Consider the following 20,019-nt stretch of genomic DNA (forward strand, 5'->3'; position numbering starts at 1 on the left):
ATCGGTACAAAAAAAACCGGCCTGAGAAGGCCGGTTTTTTTATACGTGGGATTTAGCTTCAGTCGCTGAAGTCTTCCCAGCCGCCCATCTGTTTCCAACGGTTGACGATGCCGCAGAACAGTTCGGCAGTCTTTTCAGTGTCGTAGCGCGCCGAGTGGGCTTCGCGACCGTCAAAGTCGATACCGGCGGCCTGGCAGGCTTTGGCCAATACGGTCTGGCCGTAAGCCAGGCCTGCGAGCGTAGCGGTGTCGAAGCTGGAGAACGGGTGGAACGGGTTACGCTTCATGTCCAACCGCGCCACGGCGGCATTCAGGAAACCCAGGTCGAAACTGCTGTTGTGCCCCACCAGGATCGCGCGTTTGCAGCCATTGGCCTTCAACGCCTTGCGCACGCCACGGAAGATATCGGTCAACGCCGCTTCTTCACTCACCGCCATGCGCAGTGGGTGATCGAGCTTGATCCCGGTGAATTCCAGGGCCGCTGCTTCGATATTGGCGCCTTCGAACGGCTCGACGCGGAAGAAGTGGGTGTGTTCCGCGAACACAAAGCCCTGTTCGTCCATGCCGATGGTCGTCGCGGCGATTTCCAGCAGTGCATCGGTGGCGCAGTTGAAGCCACCGGTTTCTACGTCGATGACAACCGGCAGATAGCCGCGAAACCGCTCGGCCATCGGGTGACGGGAACCGCCACCGCTGTGCTCGTGTTCGTCATCGTAATGGTCTTCACTCACTTGCTTTCCTCCAGCAGGCGCCAGCGCAGTGTTTCACCGGCGCGCAGCGGGATAACAGTCAGCTCGCCAAATGGCAGGCTGGCGGGGGCGGTCCAGTCTTCACGAACCAGGGTGATGCGGTCGGTATTCGCCGGCAGCCCGTAGAAACGCGGGCCATTCAGGCTGGCGAAGCCTTCGAGTTTGTCCAGGGCGTTGCGCTGTTCGAACGCCTCGGCGTACAGCTCGATCGCCGCATAGGCGGTGTAGCAACCGGCACAACCACAGGCAGCTTCCTTGGCGTGCTGGGCGTGGGGCGCCGAGTCGGTGCCGAGGAAGAACTTCGGGTTGCCGCTGGTCGCGGCGTCCAGCAGGGCCACCTGATGGGTGTTGCGCTTGAGAATCGGCAGGCAATAGAAGTGCGGCCGAATCCCGCCCACCAGCATGTGGTTGCGGTTGTAGAGCAGGTGATGGGCGGTGATGGTCGCGCCGACGTTGGCCGAGGCCTCGGTGACGAATTGCACCGCGTCGGCCGTGGTGATGTGTTCGAACACCACCTTGAGGGTCGGAAACAGCTCGACCACACGGCGCATATGCTCGTCGATGAAGATTTTTTCGCGATCGAATACGTCGACATCACCACGGGTGACTTCACCGTGGATCAGCAGCGGCATGCCGACTTCGGCCATCGCTTCGATCGCCGGCAGGATCTTGTCGATACTGGTCACGCCGGAATCGGAGTTGGTGGTCGCGCCCGCCGGGTAGAGCTTGGCGGCGTGTACGAAACCGCTGGCCTTGGCCTGGCGGATTTCGTCGGGCTGGGTGCGGTCGGTCAGGTAGAGCACCATCAGCGGTTCGAAGCGGCTGCCGGCCGGCCGTACAGCGAGGATGCGCTGGCGATAGGCGTCGGCTTCAGCGGCATTACGCACCGGAGGTACCAGGTTAGGCATGATGATGGCGCGGCCAAACGTGCGCGCAACATCGGCCACGGTTTGGGTTAACGCAGCACCATCGCGAAGATGAATATGCCAGTCGTCGGGACGCAGCAGGGTCAGGCGGTCGGACATTGGGGATTCCAGGCGGGTCAATCTGGTGGGAATGCTACCGGAAAAGACTCTTGCAGGCACTCGCTATCAAGTTTTGCAGGATGCATCCGATAGCCTTTGGTATGCCTTAACGATGTATGACGCTTTGAAGTGTTGTAGAAACCAGTGGAGCCTCCCGTGCGCCAGCATTATCTAGCCCTGCTCAGTGTGTTTGCCAGCCTGCCTGCGATGGCCCTCACGTTTCAGACACGTCTGGAGAATATTGAGTGGAAGGTGGAGGGCGACAAATTCGAGTGCCGTTTGACCCAGCCGATCACTGATTTCGGCTCGGGCGAGTTCGTGCGCCGGGCCGGTGAGCAGGCGACATTCCGTCTGAAAGCCTTCAACGGCTCGCTCGGCGCGGGATCGGCGACCTTGCTGGCGGCTGCTGCGCCTTGGCAACCGGGCCGGGGTGATATCAACCTCGGTGCCGTGCGTGTCGGCAGTGGCGACGTGTTGTTCAACAGTTCCCAGGCCCAGGCCGGGCGCCTGTTCAATGGCCTGCTTGAGGGGCGCAGTCCGACCGTGCGGCATTACGGGCGTGAAGGCGGCTATTCGGAAATTCGCCTGTTGCCGGTGAAATTCAACAAGGCCTACAACGACTATCAACTGTGTACTACCAAGTTGCTGCCGATGAATTACGATCAGGTCAAGCAGACCGAAGTCGGCTTCCCCGGTGGCGGCATCGAGCTGGACGCATCGGCCAAGAGCAAGCTGGCGGTGATCGTCGAATTCATGAAAGCCGATCCGACGGTCAACCATATCGAATTGAATGGTCACTCCGACAATAGTGGCAATCGCCTGACCAATCGCGATGTCTCGCGCCGTCGCGCATTGGCGGTAATGGACTACTTCAAGGCCAACGGCGTGCAGGAATCGCAGATCACCATGCGGTTCCACGGCGAAAGCTACCCCTTGGCGCCCAATACCAACGCCGCTAACCGAGCGCGCAATCGCCGCGTCAATATCCAGCTCGAACGCGTGGCAGCCCCCGAGAAGCCGGCGGCCCAGGCCGCGGGGCCGAGCAACCCCGCCGCCACGTCATAAGCTGCGACCATCGGTCGCCCGCTCGACATAATCTGTCGCTTTATCTTCATTTGCTGTCGCGCCCCTGTAATTTCGCGGTTTTGATCGGTAGAATCGTTGCCTTTCCGTAAAACCCCGTGGAGTGATGGCATGGCCGACGTAAACAAGGTCGTTCTCGCGTATTCCGGCGGCCTGGACACTTCGGTGATCCTCAAGTGGCTGCAGGATACTTATAACTGTGAAGTGGTGACCTTCACCGCTGACCTGGGTCAGGGCGAAGAGGTCGAACCTGCACGTGCCAAGGCGCAAGCCATGGGCGTCAAAGAGATCTACATTGACGACCTGCGCGAAGAGTTCGTCCGCGACTTCGTTTTCCCGATGTTTCGCGCCAACACCGTCTACGAAGGCGAGTACCTGCTGGGTACCTCCATCGCACGTCCGCTGATCGCCAAGCGCCTGATCGAAATCGCCAACGAAACCGGCGCTGACGCCATTTCCCATGGCGCCACCGGCAAAGGCAACGACCAGGTGCGTTTCGAACTGGGCGCCTATGCCCTCAAGCCGGGCGTGAAAGTGATTGCCCCTTGGCGTGAATGGGACCTGCTGTCCCGTGAAAAGCTGATGGATTACGCTGAAAAGCACGCAATCCCGATCGAGCGTCATGGTAAGAAAAAGTCCCCGTACTCGATGGATGCCAACCTGTTGCACATCTCCTATGAAGGCGGCGTGCTGGAAGACACCTGGACCGAGCACGAAGAAGACATGTGGAAGTGGACCGTCTCCCCGGAGAACGCTCCCGACAAGCCGCAGTATCTGGAACTGACCTACCGCAACGGCGACATCGTCGCGCTGGACGGCGTCGAAATGACCCCGGCCACCGTACTGGAGACCCTGAACCGTATCGGCGGCGAACACGGTATCGGCCGTCTCGACATCGTCGAGAACCGTTACGTGGGCATGAAGTCCCGTGGCTGCTACGAAACCCCAGGCGGCACCATCATGCTGCGCGCCCACCGCGCCATCGAGTCGATCACCCTCGACCGCGAAGTGGCTCACCTCAAAGACGAGCTGATGCCCAAGTATGCCAGCCTGATCTACACCGGCTACTGGTGGAGCCCTGAGCGTCTGATGCTGCAACAGATGATCGACGCTTCCCAGGCTCACGTGAACGGTGTTGTGCGCCTGAAGCTGTACAAGGGCAATGTGATCGTCACCGGTCGCAAGTCCGACGAGTCGCTGTTCGACGCCAACATCGCCACCTTCGAAGAAGATGGCGGCGCCTACAACCAGGCGGACGCAGCAGGCTTCATCAAGTTGAATGCACTGCGCATGCGCATTGCGGCCAACAAGGGTCGCAAGTTGTTCTGAGTGTTCCAGTCGAAATGAAAAGTGGCCCCTTGTTCAGGGGCCATTTTTTTTTGCCCGTAAAAAGGCACAACGGCCCTGATGTTTAAAGTTGTTTACGGTTGTTTAAAGTCTGTCGAGGGTTTGGCGTTTCAAAAACTTTGATGCTTGACGCGCCGAGGAATGAATTATTTACACCTGAATAGGAACTATGTCTTACAGAAAATTCACTCACGGAAGTGCGGTGTAGATGTAAGCCGAGGAAAGTTCTGTAGGAAATTTATGGTGTAAATGAATATGTTAAATGGAACTGAAGTCATCAGGTTTTTTTTACGCGTCCGTTCGTGTGATAGCGGCATGCAAGGGGCATTTCCTGAAACTGGTGTGCGCTGCGTTTACGACTGGCCCCCTAACCACCGGATATTTCTCTCAAAATATGTGCGAGCCCGGAAAGGTCTGAAGGGCTCCATAAAACTAGAAACATCTGAGTTGGTGATTTTTTGTAGGTTAATTCCTATCTCGTTGTGGGTTGGGTCTCTGCTTGCTGTTGCTTGGGGTGGAACGCTATGCCAACTAGGAAACGACTAGGCTATTGTGCTTGCTCTGAATAATTCGAACAGCGAAATTGGACTTTCTCATGAATAAAGTGCTGATCGTGGATGATCATCCCGTCATTCGTCTTGCTGTGCGCATGCTAATGGAGCGTCATGGTTATGAGGTCGTTGCCGAGACCGATAACGGTGTCGATGCGTTGCAACTTGCGCGGGAACATATGCCGGACATTGTCATACTGGATATTGGGATTCCCAAACTCGATGGCCTGGAAGTTATCTGCCGGCTGTCGTCGACCAAGCAGGCCATACCGTTCAAGGTGCTGGTCCTGACTTCCCAGGCCCCGGGTCATTTCTCCATGCGCTGCATGCAAGCGGGGGCGGCCGGGTACGTGTGCAAGCAGCAGGACCTGACGGAATTGCTGAGTGCCATCAAGGCGGTGCTGTCCGGCTACAGCTACTTTCCGAACCAGGCGCTGAATTCGGTGCGTTCCACCATGGGCAATGCCAGCGAGGCCGACATGGTCGAGCGCCTTTCGGGGCGCGAGATGATGGTGTTGCAGCAACTGGCGCGCGGCAAAACCAACAAGGAAATCGCCGACGGCATGTTCCTCAGCAACAAAACCGTCAGCACCTATAAGACGCGGTTGCTGCTCAAGCTCAATGCCCGCTCACTGGTCGATCTGATCGAGTTGGCTCAACGCAATGGACTGGTCTAGAGGAGGGCGCCACCACATGGCTTGATAGCCAGGCGAATCGGCAGAAAAAAGCCTCCGTCAGGGAGGCTTCCGGCCGTTCTCGGCCGATCAGAGGTCGAAGTCGTAATCGGCCAGCTGTTTTTGCAAGCGTCGCTCTTCCAGAAGGTTGTCGATGGTGCGGCGTTTGCTTAGATTGGTCTTGGCCACCTCTACAGGTGTTTCCTCTCCACCGTCATCCGACTCAACAAGGTCATCTTCCACTTCCAGTTGTTCTTTGCCAGTGCTCATAAGGTTAACTCCGGGCTAAGACTGCCGTTGGCGCTCCTTATAACGATATTCCATGGGCGGGTAAAAAAGATTTTTTCAATCGATGGATCGAAAAACCAATGATCTCTCAATCGTCCGACGTCTTGTCCTTGTATTCGCACAGGTCTTCGATGCGACAGCTGCCACAGCGCGGCTTGCGGGCCTGGCAAACGTAGCGTCCGTGAAGGATCAGCCAGTGGTGCGAATCGAGCAGATACGGCTTGGGGACAAACTTCATCAGTTGTTTTTCCACTTCCACCACATTCTTGCCGCGGGCAATGCCGGTGCGGTTACTTACGCGGAAAATGTGGGTGTCCACGGCCATGGTCAGTTGCCGGAATGCCGTATTGAGCACAACGTTGGCCGTCTTGCGGCCCACTCCCGGCAGAGCCTCCAGCGCTTCACGAGTCTGCGGCACTTCACCGTTATGCCGTTCGACCAGCAGGCGGCAGGTCTCGATGACATTCTTCGCCTTGCTGTTGTACAGACCGATGGTCTTGATGTATTCGGACAAACCTTCCACGCCCAAAGCATGGATCGCTGCCGGGGTGTTCGCCACGGGATATAGCTTGGCCGTGGCCTTGTTGACGCCAACGTCTGTGGATTGGGCCGAGAGAATCACCGCAATCAGCAACTCAAACGGCGTTGAGTAAGCCAGTTCGGTTTTGGGTTCCGGATTGTCTTCGTGAAGCCTGCGGAAAATTTCCAGGCGTTTTGCGGCGTTCATGGGGCAGGCGATTCCTTGCTGGAGGTCAGCGTGATTGTGAAAAATGGGCCCAGGCCTGCAACCCTGCGAGCAATAACCCGAGCAGGATAAACCCGGCCGGCATCAATTGGGTGGCGGCAGTGGCGCGTAACAACCCCAGGATGATCATGAGTGCGGCGAACAGACCGACTAACCGTAGCTGCGCCTTGCGTTGGCTCGCCTCAAAGAAACCATGATGTTCCAGGACGACGCATTGCACGCTGATCAGCGCGAGGTAGATGCCCAGTTGCTGATACATCGGTAGCGCAAATGCCTGTAACAATAACTGCGCACAGCTGACCAGCGTAGCAGCGACTGTCAGGCTGGCACCCAACCGCAAGGGCGTGCTCAGGCGTGAGCGCAGCGCGCGCATGGCCAGGCCGTAGAACGTCACGATCAGCGCCGACAACGCCAGGAAACTCAGGGCTTTGGGCAGGGTGTCAGTCACCCCGAGCAACGGTGCCAGCATCGATGCATTGGCCAGGCCAACGGCTCTAGTCATGGGGGGCGGGCTCCAGCAGGGATGAACGGTGCTCGTCGAAATAGCGCAAAGCGTCGTGGACGGCACTGATCACCGCTCGAGAGGTGAGGGTGGCACCGGCTATTTGATCGAAGTTCGAGCCTTGCATGTCCGTGCGCGAACGCCCCTTGAATGAAGCCAGCCAAGGGTTGCCGGGCTCGCTGATATGCCCACCCAGGCTTGGGGTTTCCGATTGCGCCAGGGTTTTGATGCCCAGCAGCTTGCCGTCGCGGTCGATGGCAATCAGCAGTTCGATCGGCCCAGCGTAGCCGTTGGTCGTCAAACGAAGCAGTACCGCGCTGGGTTGGCCCGACAGGGTCACCCGATAGCCACCCTGCAGGTGGCTCTCGGCCAGGGGCTGTGGGGCGATGGTCAGCGGGTGATCCAGTGGTTGGTTGTCATAGCGGTCGGCGGGTAGCAGGTCGCGCAGCGCCTGGCGCTGTAGCGCCTGAACCTGGCGCGCGGCGTGATCGGCGGTCAGGTGCTGAAGGGTGAGGACCAGCGTGCCGCCGCCGATGGCGATCAGCAACGCCAGCAACACACCTCTGCTCGGTTTCATACGCTGACCGCCGGCTGTTTCGCTGCCACCAGGCGTTCCAGCGCCGGCACGGCCAGGTTCATCAACAGCACCGCAAAGGCTACACCGTCCGGGTAACCGCCCCACGTGCGAATCAGATATGTCAGCACGCCCACCCCCGCCCCGAACAGCAGCCGGGCCGTGGGGCTTTTCGGGCCGGAGACCGGCTCGGTGACGATAAAAAATGCGCCGAGAACGGTAGCGCCGGTCAGCAGATGAAACAGCGGCGAGCCGTGGGAGTCGGAGCCCGAGCCGTTCCAGCACAGCAAGCTGATCACAAAGAGGCTGCCCAGCATGCCCAGGGGGGCGTGCCAACTGAATACCCGCTGGCGTAACAGCCACAGACCGCCCGCCAGAAACGCCAGGTTCACCCACTCGCTGCCCTTGCCGCCGAAATGCCCAAATGCCGGGCTGCGAGCGAACAGTTCATCGATGGTCAAGCTCTTGTTCAGTCGCAGGGCATCCAGTGCAGTCGCCTGGGCCCAGGCATCGGGCGCGTCGCGGTGCAGGCCGAATATCTGTTGTGCGCCGGCCAGCAGGTCCAGGCCGTGGGTGGCCGGCCAGTGCGTCATGAGTTGCGGAAAGGCCACCAGCATCAACGCATACCCGACCATGGCCGGGTTGAAAGGGTTGCGATGGCCGCCGTACAGGTGCTTGCCCAGCAGCAGCCCACTGGCGACGGCCGCCACGCACAGCCACCAGGGGCAATAGGGCGGCAGTGCCAGGGCGAGCAAGGTCGCGCTGACCAGGCTGCTCAGATCGCTGCCACGCTGCCCTCGCAGGCGTTGCACGCCCGCATCTACCAACAGCGCGCCGCCCGTCGCCAGCAACAGATTGATCAACACGCCCCAACCGTATAACCAGAACATCGCCACCGCACCCGGTAGCGTCGCCAGCAACACCCGTTGCAGGGCCTGCTGAGGCTCAAGCGTGGCCATGGGCATCCACCTGGCGCTGTGCAGCGTCGAGCTTGTTTTGCGCCTCGGACAGTTGCTGTGGATCGGCGTTCTGATCCTGGGCTTTCTTCAATTCGGCGCGGCGCATTGCCAGTTGGATCTTGGCGCGCTTGAGATCGGCGCTGCTATCGGGGGCCGGTGTTGCAGGCGCGAGGTTCACCTCCAGGGCGGTTAGTGCTTGCTCTGCGCCTTCGAACTGTTGTTGCAGGACGATCAATTGCGACTGCTGTTCAAAGGTGGGCGGATGCCCGAATGCCTTCAAGGATTTATGCAACTGCGCACGGCTCATCGCCACGTTGATCTTGGCTTTTTTGATCGCGGCGTCCTGGGCTGCCTGCGCTGCATCGATCGACACGGCGGCCAACGGCGCGGCACGCTTGGCGCGGGCCAGGCGTTCGGCCTGCTTGTGTTCTTCTTCCCGTTGCAGGCGCGCGTTGCGTTGCTCAAAGCGTCGTCGTGCGCGGTCTCGCTTCAAGCCGCGCGCGCGGCGCTCGTGGTCGTTGGTCGCCAGGCCGCCGACAATCGGCAGCACCGTCGCCAGCGGGTGCATTTCGATGCAGTCGACCGGGCAGGGCGCAACGCACAGGTCGCAACCGGTGCATTCGTCGATGATCACGGTGTGCATCCATTTGGCAGCGCCGACAATCGCGTCCACCGGGCACGCCTGGATGCATTTGGTACAACCGATGCATTCGGCTTCGCGGATGTAGGCAATCTGTGGCGGCGCTTCGCCGTGGCTGGCGTCCAGCGTCAGCACCGGCACGTTCAGCAACTGCGCGAGTGCGCCGATCGTTTCCTGCCCGCCCGGCGGGCACTTATTGATGGCTTCGCCTTGGGCAATGCCTTCGGCGTAGGGCTTGCAGCCCGGGTGCCCGCATTTGCCGCATTGGGTTTGCGGGAGCAGCGCGTCGATACGTTGAATCAGGTTCATGCTTTGATCATTGCGTTGAAACCCAGAAAAGCCACCGCCATCAGCCCGGCGCTGATCAGTTCGACCGGCAGGCCGCGGAAGGGCAGCGGAATGTCGTTGTCGGCGATCCGCTGGCGTAAGTCGCTGAACAGGCTCAGCACCAGCCAGAAGCCGAGCCCGGCGCCCAGGCTCAGTGCCGCTGTGTGTGCCAGGCCCTTGTCGTCTTCAATGCCCAGCAACACCACGCCCAGTACCCCGGCGTTGCCCAGTAGGAGCGGCCATAACCCCTCCGTCGGCAGTGTGGGGCGCAAGCGCGTGAGCAAGCCGAGCACGGGGCGGATCAGCAGCGCGGTCAGCGGTAAAAACACAAACAGTCGCAGGGCGGTCAACGCCAGTGGCTGCAGCAGGTAGTGGTCCAGCAGATAGCCCAGCATGCTGCTGACTGCCATCAACGCGGTGGTGGCAATCCCCAATGCATGCACCCGCGAGCGTGAGTGCGCAGCCAACATCGGGTCGACGGCCAACGGCATCTGCAACACGAGGTTGTTGATCAGGGCGGCGCTGACAAGGGTGAGGAGCATATCGGTCATGGGCATGCCGGTTAAGCAAACAGGGCCTGATTATCCGGTAAGCGAGAAGGGGGTACTAGCTGAAAAGCCCTGTCGCCGCGACGACAGGGCTGTTTTGCAGGGCTTACTTGATGCGTTGACCCGGCTTGGCGCCGCTGTCAGGGCTCAGCAGGTAGATTTCTTCACCGCCAGGGCCGGCCGCCATCACCATGCCTTCGGAAATACCGAACTTCATTTTCCGTGGCTTGAGGTTGGCGATCATCATGGTCAGGCGACCATTGAGCTTGGACGGGTCCGGATAAGCGCTCTTGATCCCGGAGAACACGTTGCGTTGCTCGTCGCCGATGTCGAGGGTCAGGCGCAGCAGCTTGTCGGCACCTTCCACGGCTTCGGCCTTGAGGATCAGCGCAACCCGCAGGTCCACGGCGGCAAAGGCGTCGAACTCGATCTCCGGGGACAGCGGCTCCTTGACCAGTTCGCCGTTGCCGGCCGGCGTCGATTCGCCGGTGTCTGTCTGGCTGGCGACCAGGTCTTCTTTCGAAGCGTCGCTCATGGCCTGGACTTTTACCGGATCGATGCGGGTCATCAGCGGCTTGAACTCATTCAACTGATGGTTGCTGAGCAAGGTGGCGTGATCGTTCCAGGTCAGCGGCGCGACGTTGAGGAACGCCTCTGCATCCGCAGCCAGCAACGGCAGCACCGGCTTGAGGAAGATCACCAACTGGCGGAACAGGTTGACGCCGGTGGCGCAGATGGCCTGGACTTCCGCCTGCTTGCCTTCCTGCTTGTTCAGCGACCACGGCGCCTTGTCGGCGATCCACGCGTTGGCGCGGTCGGCCAGGCCCATGATCTCGCGCATGGCGCGGGCAAAGTCGCGGGCCTCATAGGCTTCGGCAATGCTTGGCGCGGCGGCCAGGAACGCGTCAGTCAGCTCCGGCGCGGCATTCTCGGCCACCAGCACACCGGCGTTGCCCTTATGGATGAAACCGGCGCAACGGCTGGCGATGTTGACGACTTTGCCGACGAGGTCCGAGTTGACCTTCTGTACGAAGTCTTCCAGGTTCAGGTCGAGGTCGTCGACGCCACGGCCCAGCTTGGATGCGTAGTAGTAGCGCAGGTATTCCGGCGACAGGTGATCCAGGTAGGTGCGCGCCTTGATAAAGGTGCCACGGGACTTGGACATCTTCTGGCCGTTGACGGTCAGGTAGCCGTGTACGTTGATGCCGGTCGGCTTGCGGTAGCCCGCACCTTCGAGCATCGCCGGCCAGAACAAGGCGTGGAAATTGACGATGTCCTTGCCGATGAAATGGTACAGCTCGGCGGTGGAGTCCTTGCCCCAGAACGCGTCGAAGTCCAGCTCCGGCGTGCGGTTGCACAAGTTCTTGAAGCTGGCCATGTAGCCGATCGGGGCGTCCAGCCACACATAGAAATACTTGCCCGGCTCGCCTGGAATCTCAAAGCCGAAATACGGCGCATCGCGGGAGATGTCCCACTGTTGCAGCCCGGCATCCAGCCATTCGGCGATCTTGTTGGCGACGGCATCCTGCAGGGTGCCGCTGCGCGTCCAGGTTTGCAGCATTTGCTGGAAATCCGGGAGCTTGAAGAAGAAGTGCTGGGAATCCTTGAGCACCGGGGTGGCGCCGGAGATTGCCGACTTCGGGTCCTTCAGGTCGGTGGGAGCGTAGGTGGCACCGCATTTTTCGCAGTTGTCGCCGTACTGGTCCGCGGTGCCGCATTTCGGGCAGGTGCCCTTGATGAAGCGGTCGGCCAGGAACATTTTCTTTTCCGGGTCGAAATACTGGGTGATCGAGCGCGTGGCAATGTGCCCGGCATCCTTCAACCGCAGGTAGATCTGGCTCGACAGCTCACGGTTTTCGTCGGCGTGGGTCGAGTGGAAGTTATCGAAGTCCACCAGGAACTCGGCAAAGTCGGCGCTGTGTTCAGCCTGCACATTGGCGATCAGTTGTTCCGGGGTGATGCCTTCCTTTTCGGCGCGCAACATGATGGCCGAACCGTGGGCGTCGTCCGCGCAGACATAGATGCATTGATTGCCGCGATGCTTCTGGAAGCGCACCCACATATCGGTCTGGATGTACTCAAGCATATGGCCAAGATGGATCGAACCATTGGCATAGGGCAGGGCGCTGGTGACGAGGATCTTGCGTGGCTCGGACATTGGGGCTCGGCTACTTGATGAAACGGAGGTCGGTCACTATAAAGCGCCGGGAAATATATTTCACCCCGTGACGCTGTTTCAGAATCTTCCCGGCCTGCGAAAGCATGCCGTTAAGCCGCTGGAACGGGTAGGATAGCCGCCTGTTTCAGTCAGTCTTTTTTCGGGAGTAGCCCATGAGCGCCGTCAATCGCGCAGCGGTGGAAGCCGTTCTTCGCCAATACACCGACCCCTATTTGAACCAGGACCCGGTCAGTGCCGGTTGTGTCCGCGCCATCGAGATCCAGGGCGACCAGGTGTCGGTCCGGATGGAACTGGGCTATGCCGCCGGTCTGTTCAAGAGCGGCTGGGCGCAGATGCTGCAAATGGCCATTGAAGGCCTGGACGGCGTGGGTTCGGCCAGGGTCGACATTCAATGTGTGATCGCGCCGCACAAGGCCCAGGCGCAGATCCCCGGCCTGGCCAATGTGAAAAATGTGGTGGCCGTGGCCTCCGGCAAGGGTGGGGTGGGTAAATCCACCACGGCGGCCAACCTGGCGCTGGCGCTGGCGCGCGAAGGCGCTCGCGTGGGGATTCTCGACGCGGATATCTACGGCCCAAGCCAGGGCGTGATGTTCGGCATTGCCGAGGGCACTCGCCCGAAAATCAAGGACCAGAAGTGGTTCGTGCCCATCGAGTCGCTGGGTGTGGAAGTGATGTCGATGGCGTTCCTGACCGACGACAACACACCGATGGTATGGCGTGGGCCGATGGTCTCCGGCGCCTTGCTGCAACTGGTGACCCAGACCGCTTGGGGCGATTTGGACTACCTGGTAATCGACATGCCGCCAGGCACTGGTGATATCCAACTGACCCTGGCACAAAAAGTCCCGGTGGCCGGTGCGGTGATCGTCACCACCCCCCAGGACCTGGCGCTGCTGGACGCGAAGAAAGGCGTGGAAATGTTCCGCAAGGTCAACATTCCGGTGCTGGGCGTCGTGGAAAACATGGCGGTACACATCTGCTCCAACTGCGGCCACGCCGAGCATCTGTTCGGCGAGGGGGGCGGCGAGAAACTGGCCACTCAGTACGGCGTCGAGTTGCTCGCCTCGCTGCCGCTGGCAATGGTGATTCGTGAACAGGCCGATGGCGGCAAACCGACGGTGGCTGCCGAGCCCGACGGCCAGATCGCCATGGTTTATCAGGAGCTGGCGCGTCACGTGGGCGCGCGGATTGTGCTGCAGGAAGCGGCTGCTCCGGCCATGCCGACGATTACAGTCAGCGACGACTGAGCCAGTCGTAGGAAACAAGCCTCGAATTTGTCGGGGCTTTTTCTTGTCCGCAGAACGGCCAGGCATTGCTTGCTGCGCTCTTACACAGTTGCTCGTGTAAGCATTTGCTTACTTTCACGTAAGTGTTTGGTTTTTTTAGCGCTGCCGGACGTCTCGAATTGTCTGGCTATATTTCTAATCAATTGAAATATAACAATTATTTATTGGCTTTCGAGCGCGATTGCGGCGCAGGCGGCGGTTTGGATTGCGTTGTACTTCCCTGGGAACTGGCTACTATCTGCCCTGTGTCCACGGATTGACACAGCCATCAAGGAACGATGGTTTGAAGGAACGTCGCAGGATGCGATTCATCAGGATGATGAAAAAGGAATACAGGGACTAGGGAAAAAATGTGGGCGGGTCATACCGCCCCTTTTTTTGCCTGCAGAAAAGTAAAATGCCTGCCCCATAACGCAAAAAAGGCCCAGAAAGGGCCTTTTTATTGGACAGCGGCGCTGTCAGCGCTCGAGATCTTTGATCTTGCCTTTCACACCGTCCCACTCTTCCGCATCCGGCAGCGACTCTTTCTTCTCCGTGATGTTCGGCCAGATTTCCGCCAGTTCGACGTTCAACTGGATAAATTCCTGCATATCTTCCGGGACCTCGTCCTCGGAGAAAATAGCGACGGCCGGGCATTCAGGTTCACACAGGGCGCAGTCAATGCACTCGTCCGGGTGGATGACCAGGAAATTCGGGCCTTCGTAGAAGCAGTCCACCGGACAGACTTCTACGCAGTCGGTGTATTTGCACTTGATGCAGTTGTCGGTGACGACGAAGGTCATTTCTAATTTTCTCCTCAGGCGGCGGCAGCGAAACCCCTTATGGTGGGGCCCGCGAGGTTTGAGAGCGATAGTCTGCGGACCAGGCTAAAAAGCCCGCAGCATCCCAAACCGCGCGAGATAATATCAGCTTGCAAGCGTCTGCGTTAGATCCGTGTCTTCAGTGTATAGAGCATTTCCAGCGCTTTTCGCGGTGTCAAGTCGTCCAGGTCAAGTTTTGCCAACTCATCCAGCACCGGATGGGGCAGGCTGGCGAACATATCGCTCTGGTGTGGCGCGCTGGATTTGCTGCTGGCCTTCTTCGGGCTGGCGACCACGGTTTCGTGGGGCAGGGCGGTGGCTTCCAGGCGACTGAGGTGCTCGCGGGCGCGGGTGATCACGTCGTTCGGCACACCGGCCAACTGCGCCACGGCCAGGCCGTAACTCTGGCTGGCCGGCCCTGGCAACACATGGTGCAGGAACACGATGCGCTCGTTGTGCTCGGTGGCATTGAGATGCACGTTGGCCACCAGCGGCTCGCTTTCCGGCAGCACGGTCAGTTCGAAGTAGTGGGTGGCGAACAGCGTATAGGCGCGCAGATGCGCCAGGCGCTCGGCCGCCGCCCAGGCCAGGGACAGGCCGTCGAAGGTGCTGGTGCCGCGGCCCACTTCGTCCATCAGCACCAGGCTGCGCTCGGTGGCGTTGTGCAGGATGTTCGCGGTTTCGCTCATCTCCACCATAAAGGTCGACCGGCCACCGGCGAGGTCATCGCTGGAACCGATCCGCGTGAAGATGCGATCCACCAGGGACAGCTCACAACTGGTCGCCGGTACGAAGCTGCCAATATGTGCCAGCAACACGATAAGCGCGGTCTGGCGCATGTAGGTGGATTTACCGCCCATATTCGGACCGGTGATCACCAACATGCGGGTATCGTCGTCCAGCGACAGGTCGTTGGCGACGAACGGCGTAGTCAATACCTGCTCCACCACCGGGTGGCGACCCTGAACGATGCGCATGCACGGCTCGCTGACAAACCTCGGGCAGTTCAAGTCAAGGTTCAGCGCACGCTCGGCCAGGTTGCTCAGCACATCCAGCTCCGCCAGTGCGGCGGCGGTGTCTTGCAACGGCGCCAAGCGGCCGATCAAATCTTCGAGCAGCGCTTCATACAGCATCTTTTCCCGCGCCAAGGCGCGGCTCTTGGCCGACAGCGCCTTATCTTCGAACGCTTTCAGCTCGGGGGTGATGAAGCGCTCGGCACCTTTTAGGGTTTGACGACGTTGATAGTCGATGGGCGCCTGCTCGGCCTGCTTGCTCGGCAACTCGATAAAGTAGCCATGCACGCGGTTGTAACCGACCTTCAGGTTGGCCAGGCCGGTGCGCGCTTTTTCGCGGGCTTCCAGGTCAATCAGGAACTGCCCGGCGTTCTCGCTCAGGGACTGCAGTTCATCCAGTTCGCTGTCGTAGCCAGTCTTGAGCACGCCGCCGTCACGGATGATCGCCGGCGGGTTGTCGATGATGGCTTTTTCCAGCAGCGCCGCCAGGTCCGGGTAGGTGCCGGCAGTTACTGCGAGTTGTTGCAGGTGTGGTGTGTCCAGTTCGGTCATCGCCACTTGCAGTTGCGGCAGGGCGCTCAAGGCATCACGCAGACGCGCCAAGTCACGGGGCCGCGCGTTGCGCAGGCCAATCCGCGCCAGGATGCGCTCGATATCGCCGATTTCTTTCAACTGCGGCTGCAGCTTTTCGAAGCGATAGCCGTCCAGCAGGCAGGTAATCGACGTCTGCCGCGCTTGCAACACCGTCAAATCCCGCAGCGGACGGTTCAGCCAACGGGTCAGCAAGCGGCTGCCCATGGCGGTCTGGCAACGGTCCACCACCGATTGCAGAGTGTTGTCGCGCCCGCCGGCCAGGTTGGTGTCCAGTTCCAGGTTGCGACGGGTGGCACCATCGAGCACGACGGTGTCGTCCAGGCGCTCATGGCGCAGGCTGCGCAAGTGCGGCAGGGCGGTGCGCTGGGTTTCCTTGGCATAGCTGAGCAGGCAACCGGCGGCGCCGATGGCCAGGGTCAGGGTCTCGCAACCGAAGCCCTTGAGGTCCTGCACGGAGAACTGCTGGCACAGGCTTTTCAGCGCCGAATCACGTTCGAAATCCCACGGTGCGCGACGCTTGGTCCCACGACGACGTTCCGCCGGCAGGTCCTTTGGCCAATCATCCGGGATCATCAGCTCCACCGGATTGATACGCTCCAGCTCCGCCAGCAGGTTCTCCCAGCCTTTGGTCTCCAACACGCTGAAGTTGCCGCTGGTGATATCCAGTACCGCCAGGCCGAACAGCCGCTCATCGCCGAGCACCGCAGCGATCAGGTTATCGCGCCGCTCATCCAGCAGCGCCTCATCACTCACCGTCCCCGGCGTAATAATGCGCACCACCTGACGCTCCACCGGCCCCTTGCTGGTGGCCGGGTCGCCGATCTGCTCACAGATCACCACCGACTCGCCCAGCTTCACCAGCTTGACAAGGTAGCCTTCCAACGAATGGTAAGGAATCCCACACATCGGAATCGACTGCCCCGCCGACTGCCCACGCGCGGTCAGGGTGATGTCCAGCAACTTGGCGGCCTTCTTCGCGTCTTCGTAGAAGATCTCGTAGAAATCGCCCATGCGATAGAACATCAACTGATCAGGGTGCTGGTTTTTCAGGCGCCAGTACTGCTGCATCATTGGGGTGTGGCTGGACAGATCGGAAGTGGTTTTACTCATCAGATAATTAGCGAATTCGTTAAAAGAAGTGGGGCAAAGGTGGGGCACTCGGCCCAGCTGATTTTGCGATGGCGGCAAGGTTAACACGCGAGGTCGACCGTTCGCAGGCCCGCTCAAAAGTCACGAAAAATGCATAAAAATGCATACTCAATGCAAATTAGCATTTGCCAAGCCTGAAATCTGTCGTCACTATCCGCTTTATGCAAAAACGCAACGTTTCTATCGTCTTAAGAGAGCTGCTGGACCGCGACCGGATCTCCCCCACGGAGCTTCACCGGCGTACCGGCGTGCCTCAATCCACGCTGTCCCGGATACTCAGCGGCAAGATCGTTGACCCCTCGGACAAGCACATCTCCCGCATCGCCGAGTACTTCCGCGTCAGCACCGACCAACTGCGCGGGCGCGCGGCGGTGGGCGTTTCGCGGGATGATGGGCGCGACCCGACGCATTCGGAACTCAAGGACATAAGCCTGTGGGATGACGACACCCCCGTGAATGACGACGAGGTGTCGATCCCCTTTTTGCGTGAGGTTGAATTGGCTGCTGGATCAGGAAGATTCGTCATCGAGGAAAGCGAAAAGGCCAGCCTGCGGTTCGGCAAGCGCAGCCTGCGGCATAACGGCGTGCAGTTCGACCAGGCCAAGTGCGTGACGGTGCGCGGCAACAGCATGTTGCCCGTGCTGCGTGATGGCGCGACGGTGGGGGTGAATGCGGGCAAGAGCGCGATTGGCGACATCGTCGATGGCGACTTGTACGCCATCAATCACAATGGCCAGTTGCGGGTCAAACAGCTCTATCGCTTGCCTTCCGGGATTCGCCTGCGCAGTTTCAACCGCGATGAACACCCGGACGAGGACTACAGCTTCCAGGACATCCAGGATGAACAGATCAGCATCCTCGGTCATGTCTTCTGGTGGGGCATGTACGCCCGTTAACCTTCTCTCGTAAGACAAAGCCCGCCAATGAGCGGGCTTTTTTTCGTCTGTTGAAAGGCATCAAACCCTTTGCTAGCAAGGCTCTAAATGCATCAGTGCATTTGCATACTGAAAATAAATGCATTTATGCATTGACTGTATATGCATACATGCATATTCTTTGTCTCAAGCCAGCCAACAAGGCCTGGTGGAGGCGGCAAGGATGCTGCCAAGGACGACAAGGAAGGCACGCAACATCGGCACGGACGCCATCGAAGCGATGGCAGGGATGCCAAGCAACACCGGCAAGGATGCCGACGCTCTTTAGTTTCACCGTTTTACAAGAACAGGCAGCGATGAACCGGCCTTAACGGTTCAGAGGGTTGGCAACTGACCCGGGTGTGCAGCGTAAAGCACCAGAAGCAGTTATCCGGCAGACAGGGATCGTGGTCGGAAAAACATTGAGGAAAGATCCGTACCGCGCCAGTAGCGCCGAAAGATCGAGGACCGCATTACTGAAAAGCCCGGTCAGCCGGGCTTTTTGGAATGCCTACCTATAAATGGATTTACCCGAACACCGGCATTCTGCCGGCATTGCTCAGCCAGGAGGCGTGACATGACAAACGAGCAGCAAGCGTTAGCGGAAATGCCTATCTGGCTGGTGATCGTACTGGCGCTGATCGGCGGAGTTTCCGGCGAAATGTGGCGCGCCGACAAGGAGGGCGCCCGTGGTTGGTCGCTGATCCGGCGCCTGGCGCTGCGGTCTGGGGCGTGCATGGTCTGCGGGGTCTCGGCGTTGATGCTGTTGTACGCCGCCGGTATGTCGATCTGGACCGCCGGCGCCCTCGGTTGCCTGACCGCCATGGCCGGTGCGGACGTCGCCATCGGCCTTTATGAACGTTGGGCGGCCAAGCGCATTGGCGTCGACGAGGCCCCGCCCTCCCGCCCGGATCAGCAGTAACCGCTGCAAGGACGCGACTGATGACATCTATCGAAAAACCTTCCCAACTGCCCATCGCAATTGGTGAAGCGCTCAAGGGCGCCTTCCCACAATTGCGTGTGGGCAATCACCAGGACTTCCAGGGCGCCGGGGATAAAACCGGCGTGCTGATTACTGTGGAACGCAACGGCCCCGGCGTTCGATCCCTTGAAGGGCGTAAGGCCCATGCACTGTCGGTGTCACTCATGGCCAGGGTTGCCAGTGGTTCGGCGCCTTACGACGCCTGCGACCTGGCCAGCCAATTGATGGATTTGGCCCTCGATAATCGCTGGGGCCTGCCGGCGGATCAGTGCGACCTGCCAACCGCCATCGTCGCGGCGCCGACCCTACAGGGCAGTGCCGAAACGGACTACGACACCTGGACAGTGTCCTTCACCCAAAACATCTACCTCGGCCCGCCGTTACTCGAAGATCCCACCGGAAAACCTCTGTTTGCCTGCACGTGGGAAGTCTCGAGTATCGACGATCCTGAGCAATACCGACCCTTGCAGGAGTAGTCCATGTTCGATGCGCTGTTACGCATGCAACTGGGACCGATCGTCGAGCGCCTGGCGGAAATGGAGGCCCAGCTCGAAGATCTGTACCGCCGCGCTGAAAGCTACTGTCGGATCGGCATCTGCCAGCAGGTCGACGCCGCCAGCAATACCTGCACCGTCAGCCACGGTGATTTGCTCACTCCAGCGATTCGTTTTTTCAACCCCAGTGCGGGGGCGCAGACTGAAACGCGGATTCCGTCAGTGGGCGAACAATGCTTGCTGCTCAACTATGGCGGCGGGGAAGGCGCTGCGCAGTCGGTGGCGCTTTTCGGGCTCAACAGTAGTCTGTTTCCGCCGGTCTCCAGCGTTGCGTCGTTGACCCGGCGCCGCCATCAGGACGGCACACAAAGTGACTATGACGACGTCAGCCACACGTTCAACTGGACCAACGGACCCACTGTCTTCGGCGGCTCCCGCGAACAGATCGAAGCGAAGATCGGCGCCGCCACGCTGCGGCTGACCGCCAACCACATCAGCTTGCAACTCGGCGCCGTCGGCCTGCTATTGGATGCTGGCGGCGTGCATTTGAGCGGCCCGCTGGTGGATCACCAGGGCCGCGTGATCAGCACCGCATAA

Annotated in this window: 19 protein-coding genes and 1 pseudogene; 8 read left to right on the forward strand and 12 right to left on the reverse strand. The window is 59.9% G+C overall.

Features of this window, described 5'->3' with window-relative positions; translation table 11 throughout:
- Positions 1–58: 58 nt before the first annotated feature.
- Positions 59–730: a ribonuclease T gene (rnt, locus tag U5A08_RS05910; protein WP_247396283.1), complete on the reverse strand. Its 672-nt coding sequence runs from the start codon at positions 728–730 to the stop codon at positions 59–61.
- Positions 727–1,773: a dihydroorotase gene (gene pyrC / locus U5A08_RS05915; protein ID WP_247396280.1), complete on the reverse strand. Its 1,047-nt coding sequence runs from the start codon at positions 1,771–1,773 to the stop codon at positions 727–729. The genes rnt and pyrC overlap by 4 nt, the downstream gene beginning before the upstream one ends.
- Positions 1,774–1,929: 156 nt before the next feature.
- On the opposite strand from pyrC, the gene U5A08_RS05920 reads away from it, so the two are divergent.
- The 3 genes from U5A08_RS05920 to U5A08_RS05930 all read left to right on the forward strand — a co-directional run bounded on the left by U5A08_RS05920 (position 1,930) and on the right by U5A08_RS05930 (position 5,431).
- Entirely contained in the window at positions 1,930–2,838 is a 909-nt protein-coding gene (locus U5A08_RS05920; protein WP_253393620.1) for a flagellar protein MotY, read from the forward strand.
- A 129-nt stretch (positions 2,839–2,967) separates the two neighbouring features.
- A complete protein-coding gene (locus tag U5A08_RS05925; protein ID WP_321850724.1) occupies positions 2,968–4,185 on the forward strand; it encodes an argininosuccinate synthase in 1,218 nt (405 codons plus the stop codon).
- A 613-nt stretch (positions 4,186–4,798) separates the two neighbouring features.
- A complete protein-coding gene (locus U5A08_RS05930) occupies positions 4,799–5,431 on the forward strand; it encodes a response regulator transcription factor (protein WP_253393622.1) in 633 nt (210 codons plus the stop codon).
- Positions 5,432–5,518: 87 nt separating this feature from the next.
- On the opposite strand, the gene U5A08_RS05935 is transcribed toward U5A08_RS05930, so the two are convergent.
- The 8 genes and pseudogenes from U5A08_RS05935 to metG all read right to left on the reverse strand — a co-directional run bounded on the left by U5A08_RS05935 (position 5,519) and on the right by metG (position 12,169).
- Positions 5,519–5,698 carry a PA3496 family putative envelope integrity protein gene (locus U5A08_RS05935; protein WP_247396274.1) on the reverse strand — a complete coding sequence of 60 codons (180 nt, stop codon included), beginning with the start codon at positions 5,696–5,698 and terminating at the stop codon, positions 5,519–5,521.
- Positions 5,699–5,804: 106 nt separating this feature from the next.
- Entirely contained in the window at positions 5,805–6,443 is a 639-nt protein-coding gene (nth, locus tag U5A08_RS05940; RefSeq protein ID WP_247396271.1) for an endonuclease III, read from the reverse strand.
- 25 nt (positions 6,444–6,468) lie between these two features.
- The gene (locus U5A08_RS05945; protein ID WP_253393624.1) at positions 6,469–6,963 is read right to left on the reverse strand and encodes an Rnf-Nqr domain containing protein; all 495 of its coding nucleotides are present in this window, start codon (positions 6,961–6,963) and stop codon (positions 6,469–6,471) included.
- Positions 6,956–7,540: an RnfABCDGE type electron transport complex subunit G gene (locus U5A08_RS05950; RefSeq protein ID WP_321850728.1), complete on the reverse strand. Its 585-nt coding sequence runs from the start codon at positions 7,538–7,540 to the stop codon at positions 6,956–6,958. The genes U5A08_RS05945 and U5A08_RS05950 overlap by 8 nt, the downstream gene beginning before the upstream one ends.
- Positions 7,537–8,496, reverse strand: a complete 960-nt coding sequence (locus U5A08_RS05955; protein ID WP_253393627.1) for an RnfABCDGE type electron transport complex subunit D — start codon at positions 8,494–8,496, stop codon at positions 7,537–7,539. Before U5A08_RS05955 ends, U5A08_RS05950 begins: the two co-directional genes overlap by 4 nt.
- Before the next feature lie 556 nt (positions 8,497–9,052).
- Positions 9,053–9,424 (reverse strand): annotated as a pseudogene (rsxB, locus tag U5A08_RS29810) (electron transport complex subunit RsxB); the annotation flags it as partial.
- A 17-nt stretch (positions 9,425–9,441) separates the two neighbouring features.
- The gene (locus U5A08_RS05965; protein WP_321850733.1) at positions 9,442–10,014 is read right to left on the reverse strand and encodes an Rnf-Nqr domain containing protein; all 573 of its coding nucleotides are present in this window, start codon (positions 10,012–10,014) and stop codon (positions 9,442–9,444) included.
- Positions 10,015–10,117: 103 nt separating this feature from the next.
- Complete coding sequence (gene metG, locus U5A08_RS05970) at positions 10,118–12,169, reverse strand: methionine--tRNA ligase (protein WP_253393630.1); 2,052 nt, start codon at positions 12,167–12,169, stop codon at positions 10,118–10,120.
- 173 nt (positions 12,170–12,342) lie between these two features.
- Between metG and apbC the strand changes: the two genes are divergently transcribed.
- Positions 12,343–13,437: an iron-sulfur cluster carrier protein ApbC gene (gene apbC / locus U5A08_RS05975; protein WP_321850735.1), complete on the forward strand. Its 1,095-nt coding sequence runs from the start codon at positions 12,343–12,345 to the stop codon at positions 13,435–13,437.
- Positions 13,438–13,934: 497 nt separating this feature from the next.
- Here the strand turns inward: apbC and fdxA are convergent, their stop codons facing one another.
- Positions 13,935–14,258, reverse strand: a complete 324-nt coding sequence (gene fdxA, locus U5A08_RS05980) for a ferredoxin FdxA (RefSeq protein WP_003222178.1) — start codon at positions 14,256–14,258, stop codon at positions 13,935–13,937.
- A gap of 143 nt (positions 14,259–14,401) precedes the next feature.
- Positions 14,402–16,993: a DNA mismatch repair protein MutS gene (gene mutS, locus U5A08_RS05985; protein ID WP_253393632.1), complete on the reverse strand. Its 2,592-nt coding sequence runs from the start codon at positions 16,991–16,993 to the stop codon at positions 14,402–14,404.
- 200 nt (positions 16,994–17,193) lie between these two features.
- Between mutS and U5A08_RS05990 the strand changes: the two genes are divergently transcribed.
- The 4 genes from U5A08_RS05990 to U5A08_RS06005 all read left to right on the forward strand — a co-directional run bounded on the left by U5A08_RS05990 (position 17,194) and on the right by U5A08_RS06005 (position 20,019).
- Positions 17,194–17,928 (forward strand): LexA family transcriptional regulator, encoded by a 735-nt coding sequence (locus U5A08_RS05990; RefSeq protein WP_247396245.1) that lies wholly within the window; start codon positions 17,194–17,196, stop codon positions 17,926–17,928.
- Positions 17,929–18,523: 595 nt separating this feature from the next.
- Positions 18,524–18,868 carry a phage holin family protein gene (locus U5A08_RS05995; RefSeq protein ID WP_017844641.1) on the forward strand — a complete coding sequence of 115 codons (345 nt, stop codon included), beginning with the start codon at positions 18,524–18,526 and terminating at the stop codon, positions 18,866–18,868.
- 20 nt (positions 18,869–18,888) lie between these two features.
- Complete coding sequence (locus tag U5A08_RS06000; protein ID WP_253393636.1) at positions 18,889–19,404, forward strand: hypothetical protein; 516 nt, start codon at positions 18,889–18,891, stop codon at positions 19,402–19,404.
- 3 nt (positions 19,405–19,407) lie between these two features.
- Positions 19,408–20,019 (forward strand): phage baseplate assembly protein V, encoded by a 612-nt coding sequence (locus U5A08_RS06005; RefSeq protein WP_253393637.1) that lies wholly within the window; start codon positions 19,408–19,410, stop codon positions 20,017–20,019.

Source organism: Pseudomonas paraveronii (genome assembly GCF_963681955.1).
Taxonomy (GTDB): domain Bacteria; phylum Pseudomonadota; class Gammaproteobacteria; order Pseudomonadales; family Pseudomonadaceae; genus Aquipseudomonas; species Aquipseudomonas paraveronii.